Source organism: Mesorhizobium sp. M7A.F.Ca.MR.362.00.0.0, assembly GCF_004023175.1.
Classification (GTDB): domain Bacteria; phylum Pseudomonadota; class Alphaproteobacteria; order Rhizobiales; family Rhizobiaceae; genus Mesorhizobium.
This window is the reverse complement of the sequence record NZ_RZTF01000413.1, coordinates 1-5,491: the sequence shown is the minus strand read 5'-3', so window position 1 is coordinate 5,491 and position 5,491 is coordinate 1. Positions and strand designations below refer to the sequence as shown.

Annotated in this window: 5 protein-coding genes and 1 pseudogene; 4 read left to right on the top strand and 2 right to left on the bottom strand. The window is 62.7% G+C overall.

Features of this window, described 5'->3' with window-relative positions; genetic code table 11:
* The first annotated feature begins 48 nt into the window (after positions 1–48).
* The 4 genes and pseudogenes from EOC06_RS31635 (at position 49) to EOC06_RS31620 (ending at position 4,185) form a co-directional block, all read left to right on the top strand.
* Complete coding sequence (locus EOC06_RS31635) at positions 49–405, top strand: hypothetical protein (protein ID WP_128309638.1); 357 nt, start codon at positions 49–51, stop codon at positions 403–405.
* Between the two features lie 69 nt (positions 406–474).
* Positions 475–779, top strand: a pseudogene (locus EOC06_RS31630) (ABC transporter permease); the annotation flags it as partial.
* Between the two features lie 271 nt (positions 780–1,050).
* Complete coding sequence (locus tag EOC06_RS31625; protein ID WP_128309637.1) at positions 1,051–2,040, top strand: TAXI family TRAP transporter solute-binding subunit; 990 nt, start codon at positions 1,051–1,053, stop codon at positions 2,038–2,040.
* A gap of 87 nt (positions 2,041–2,127) precedes the next feature.
* A complete protein-coding gene (locus EOC06_RS31620) occupies positions 2,128–4,185 on the top strand; it encodes a TRAP transporter permease (protein WP_128309636.1) in 2,058 nt (685 codons plus the stop codon).
* 294 nt (positions 4,186–4,479) lie between these two features.
* Here EOC06_RS31620 and EOC06_RS31615 read toward each other — a convergent pair whose 3' ends face one another.
* Positions 4,480–4,725 carry a MoaD/ThiS family protein gene (locus tag EOC06_RS31615; RefSeq protein WP_128309635.1) on the bottom strand — a complete coding sequence of 82 codons (246 nt, stop codon included), beginning with the start codon at positions 4,723–4,725 and terminating at the stop codon, positions 4,480–4,482.
* Positions 4,713–5,491: xanthine dehydrogenase family protein molybdopterin-binding subunit (locus EOC06_RS31610; RefSeq protein WP_145968063.1), on the bottom strand; the 779-nt coding region annotated here is incomplete at its 5' end. The genes EOC06_RS31615 and EOC06_RS31610, both read right to left, overlap by 13 nt.

The following is a 5,491-nucleotide window of genomic DNA, read 5'->3' as shown; positions in this document are numbered from 1 at the left end:
ATGAAGAGGTCTATGCAGGCCCTGCACAAGGCTTAGGAGAGGCTTCGGATGAGAATCGCAATCTGCCTCGCATTGGCTGCGGCAGTGACCGGATGCGCGACCTCCCCGGTCGACTATGAGGCGTCGCTTTCGCAGCAGGACCAGAAATGGGCTTCGCCGGCATGCCAGCAGGCCCGCAGGGCGGCTTCCGATTACCAGGTTCGCGAGAAGGAGCATCCGGGGTGGGGTTTCGGCGTCTTGCTTGGTCCATACTCGATGGGGCTCGTCGCAGCCATCAAGGAGCATGAGCAGAAGCAACGAAAGCTGTTCGCCCGCGAGGTGCACCTGCAATGCTCAAGCCTGCCGCTGCCGAAGGAACTGCAGGGCAATTTGAACCCTGGGGTGCGGCCGACGAAGTATCCATAGCCTTGGCGGCGCCTTCCGGGCAAAAGGCCGGGGCTGCGAAGCGAGTGATGGAGAGCCGCCGTTGGGCCTTATGTGATCTCCAGCGTGCTCGCCGGCATCACCCGCCTGCGCTATATTGGCCTGATCAAGGCCCATCGCTGTCGCTCGCCGAACCGCTGGTGCTGCCCTCGGTGGCCGCCGCCGTGATCGGCGGCACCTCGATCTTCGGCGGCCGTGGTGGCTACACCGGCACCATCATCGGCGCGCTGATCCTGACCGTGCTGACGACGCTCTTGACCATCCTGCAAATGCCGGAGGGGGCAAGGCGGATCTTGTTCGGGCTGATCGTGCTATTCGTGACGGCGGCTTATTTGAGGATTGTGGAGGAGAGATAGGAGCGGGTTGAGGTGAATGGCTGCGTTTGGGCCGAATTCAGACAGGCAGCTTTTTGGCGCAAGGATGCGAACTACTGCCGTTCAACCAATGATGAAGCTTCAGATCGAATTTTGGTGCTTCTTCAAAATTTGCACCTGTTGAGGATGCGCCACGGCCAGCAACAGCCGACAGCCCCAGCCCGCGAGGACCGATCCGCTCTCAAAAAGCGCGTACAGGTTGACAACACCTTGGCCGCTGCAACATCCTGCCGTCTTTAGACTGGGAGGTAGCATGACTATTTCGATCAACCGCCGCACCTTTTCCATAGGCGCGGGCGCTCTGGCACTGGCTGCGGCCGGATTTTCGCCGGCACGCGCGCAGCAGGCGTTTTTCCGCATCGGCACGGGCGGAACGTCCGGCACCTACTATCCGGTGGGCGGCCTGATCGCCAACGCCATCTCGGCAACCGGCGCGGCCGGCGTCGAAGGCTTGGTCGCCACCGCCACGTCCTCCAACGGTTCGGTAGCCAACATCAGCGCCATCCAGTCGCGAGCGTCCGAATCGGGCTTCACGCAATCCGACGTCGCCTACTGGGCGCATTCGGGCACCGGCCTCTACGAGGGCAAGCCCAAGATTGATGACCTGCGCCTCATCGCGACGCTTTATCCCGAGACGATCCATTTGGTCGCGCGCGCCGACGCCGGCATTAAGTCGGTGGCGGATCTCAAGGGCAAACGCGTCTCTCTTGACGAGCCGGGCTCCGGCACCATCGTCGATGCGCGACTTGTGCTTGGCGCTTACGGTCTGGCTGAAAAGGACGTGCAGCCCGAATATCTCAAGCCTGGCCCGGCCGGAGAGCGGCTGCAGGATGGCGCCATGGACGCTTATTTCTTCGTCGGCGGCTATCCGACCGGCGCCATCGTTGAGCTTGCCACCACCAACAACATCACGCTGGTGCCGATCACCGGCCCCGAGGCCGACAAGCTGCTGTCCGAGCAGAAGTTCTTCTCCACCGACACCGTGCCGGAAGGCACCTACAAAAATGTCGGCGAAACCAAGACCATTTCCGTCGCCGCTCAATGGGTGACCAGCGCCAAGCAGACCGACGACCTCGTCTACAAGATCGTCAAGTCGCTTTACAGCGACGAAACCCAAAAGGCCCTGCAGGCAGGCCACGCCAAGGGCAAGCTGATCACGCTCCAGAACGCGGTTACCAGCGCCGGCATTCCTTTTCATCCCGGCGCAGAGAAATTCTACAAGGAAGTCGGCACCCTGAAATAATAGCCATTTGGACCCGGCTGACAACAACGAGGCGGAAGGGATGCTTTCCGCCTCTTTTGTCTGGAAATTCAGGACACGGAACCGGCCATGAGCGATGACGACAAGATCAAGCTTTCCGCAATGGAGTTCGATGAGGAGAACGCTCGCGAACTGGAGGAGAAATTCGACTCCGAAATCCGCTTCCGGCCACTGACCCGTGTCGCGGGCTGGCTGGTCGGCTTCCTCCTGGTGGCGCTGTCACTGTTTCACTACTACACCGCCGGTTTCGGCCTGCTGCAGGAAATGTTGCACCGGGGTATCCACCTGTCGATGGTGCTGGCGCTGATCTTCCTCGTCTTCCCGCTGGTGAAGAAAAGCTACGACCAGCCCGCGCGGTCCAGCCTCCTGCGGCCGCTCGGCATACCCCTTTTCGACTGGCTGCTGGCGATCGCTGCGGTCGTCGTCGTCATGCACGTGCCTATGATCCCGCTCGACGACCTTGCCTTCCGCGTCGGCAATCCCACGGCGCTCGACGTGGTGTTCGGCCTTATCCTCATCCTGCTTCTGCTGGAGGCGACGCGCCGCTCCGTCGGCATCCCGCTGCCCATCATCGCCGTCGTCTTCATGGCCTACGCGCTGTTGGGGCGGTACATGCCGAGCATTCTAGTGCACCCCGGCGCGTCCGTCTCCCAGCTTGTCGATCACCTTTATCTGACGACGCAGGGCATCTACGGCATCGCGCTCGGCGTCGTCGCCACCTACGTCTTCCACTTCGTGCTGTTCGGCGTCTTCGCCACCCGCATTGGCCTCGGCCAGCTCTTCCTCGACTGCGCGGCGTGGGTCGCCGGCCGCTACGCCGGCGGTCCCGCCAAGGTGTCGATCTTCGGCTCGGCGCTGTTCGGCATGATTTCCGGCTCGTCGGTCGCCAACACCGTTACCGTCGGCTCGCTGACCATCCCGGCGATGATCAAGCTCGGCTACAAGAAACATTTCGCCGCAGCGGTGGAAGCGGCGTCCTCGACCGGCGGTCAGGTGACGCCGCCGATCATGGGCGCAGCGGCCTTCCTGATGATCGAATTTCTCGAACTACCCTACACGACCATCATCCTTGCCGCCATCGTGCCCGCCTTCATGCACTTCTTTGGCGTGTTCATGCAGGTGCATTTCGAGGCCAAGCGAACCGGCCTTAGGGGGCTCAGGCCGGACGAGATGCCCGATGTCGTCGAGGCGCTGAAGCGGGACTGGCCGACGATCATCCCGCTCGTCGTCCTCATCGGCGTGCTGCTCTCGGGCTACACGCCCTACATGGCCGCCTTCTGGGGCATCACCTTGTGTATTCTCGTCGGCTTGCTCAATCCGCGCCGGCGCATGTCTGTCGCCGACATCGTGATGTGCCTGCGCGACGGCGCCAAATATGCGCTCGCAGTCGGAGCCGCCGCCGCAACCGTCGGCATCGTCGTGGGCGTCGTCACCCTGACCGGAGTGGGCTTCAAGCTGTCCTACATCGTCACATCGACGGCTGGACACCTTTCCCTTCTCTTCGGCACCTTCATCCCTGAGGCGATCTTCTCGGCCCAGGGTCTGACCCTATTGTTCACCTTGATCATGACTGGCGTCGTCTGCATCCTGATGGGCTGCGGCATCCCGACGACCGCGAACTACATCATTATGGTGACGATCGCGGCGCCGGCGCTTGTTATGCTCGGCACCGAGCCGATCGTCGCTCACTTCTTCGTGTTCTATTACGGACTGCTGGCGGACATCACACCACCGGTGGCGCTGGCGGCGTACGCCGCCGCTGGCATGGCGGGGGCGGACCCGTTCAAGACCGGCAACACCGCCTTCCGGCTGGGGATGGGTAAGGCACTGGTTCCTTTCGTGTTCGTCTTCTCACCGTCCTTGCTGCTGGTGACGAAGGATTTCACCTGGCCGAACTTCTTCCTCGCCTTTTTCGGCTGCGTGCTGGGCATCACCTGCCTGGGCGCCGCGCTATCGCGCTACCTTCTGGTGCGCACACGCCCATGGGAAAACGTGCTGCTCGTGTTCGCCGCCCTGCTTCTGGTGGCACCCGAACTCTATTCCTCGCTACTCGGCGTGGCGCTTTTCGTCCCGGTCCTGCTGCGCCATTGGAACGCACGCCACACTGAAGAGGCGCAGCCAGTCTGATCAGCGCCGCTCCAACGCAATCCTTCCCGGAGTTTCGACGTCGCGCATATGCGGTGGGCGGACGGAAAGATGAGAGGGCGGACCATCGAGTCCATGACATTCGCTGCGGTTCTCGGCGCCGAGCGAGCTTCAGCCTAGTCGCGAAGATGTCCGCTCGTGAGAAGAGGCGATGAGCCGTGGCGATGACCGGCATGAGGCGCAAATCAGACCCTCCTCCCGGTCGAATCCAACAGCGGTTTTTGGCCTTCTTAGAATTACGGTGACAGTGTACTTTTTACCCTGTCAGCTGTCCCATCACCCCCCCGCCAACCGCGGCAGCAGAAAAATCTCCGCCCCCTGCGGCAGCTTCTTCGACCACGTATCGCGATAGATCGTCCCGTCGATCGCAACCGCGATGCCCTTGTCGATCAAGGGCTCGAGGCCGGGATACTGTTCAGCCAGCTTCCTGAACAGCTCCCTTATGTCCTTGGCCTCGATCTCGACCTTGCTCTGGCCTCCGGCGGTCGCGGCGAGCGAGCCCCAGAGCGTTACTTCGACCATTCCCGTTCCGCCTCGATCGCCGCCAGGATGCGCGGCGGCGACATCGGGATGTGCGTCATGCGTACGCCAGCGGCATTCGACACCGCATTGGCGATCGCCGCCAGCGGCGGCACGATCGACGTCTCGCCGACGCCGCGCACCCCGTAGGGGTGGTTGGGGTTGGGGATTTCGAGGATCTGCGTGTCGATCATCGGCAGGTCCGAACAGACCGGGATGCGGTAGTCGAGGAAGCCGGCATTCTGCAGCCGCCCGTCCTTGCCGTAGATATACTCCTCGTTGAGCGCCCAGCCGATGCCTTGCGCGGCACCGCCCTGGTATTGGCCCTCGACATAGGTCGGGTGCACCGCCTTGCCGGCATCCTGCACGACCGTGTAGCGGATGACCCTGGTAGCGCCGGTATCGGGATCGACCTCGATATCGCAGATATGGGTGGCGAAGGAGACGCCGGCGCCATCGGCGACGAGTTCGCTGTGGCCGGCGATCGGGCCGCCGGTCTTGCCCGACTCGACCGCGATCTCCTTTAGCGACAGCTTGCCGAGATTGCCGTGCTTCTCGCCCTTGGCGATCGCGTGGCCCTTTTCCCAGACCACGTCGTCGACGGCAATGTCCCACATCTGCGCGGCGCGCTCGCGCAGGATCTTGATCGCGTTGCGGGCGGCCGAGATCGTCGCCATGGAAGACGAGAAGGTGCCGCGGCTGCCGTCCGTCATGTCGTTGTAGCCGAGGCTGGACGTGTCGGCGACGATCGCCTTGACCTGGGAATAGT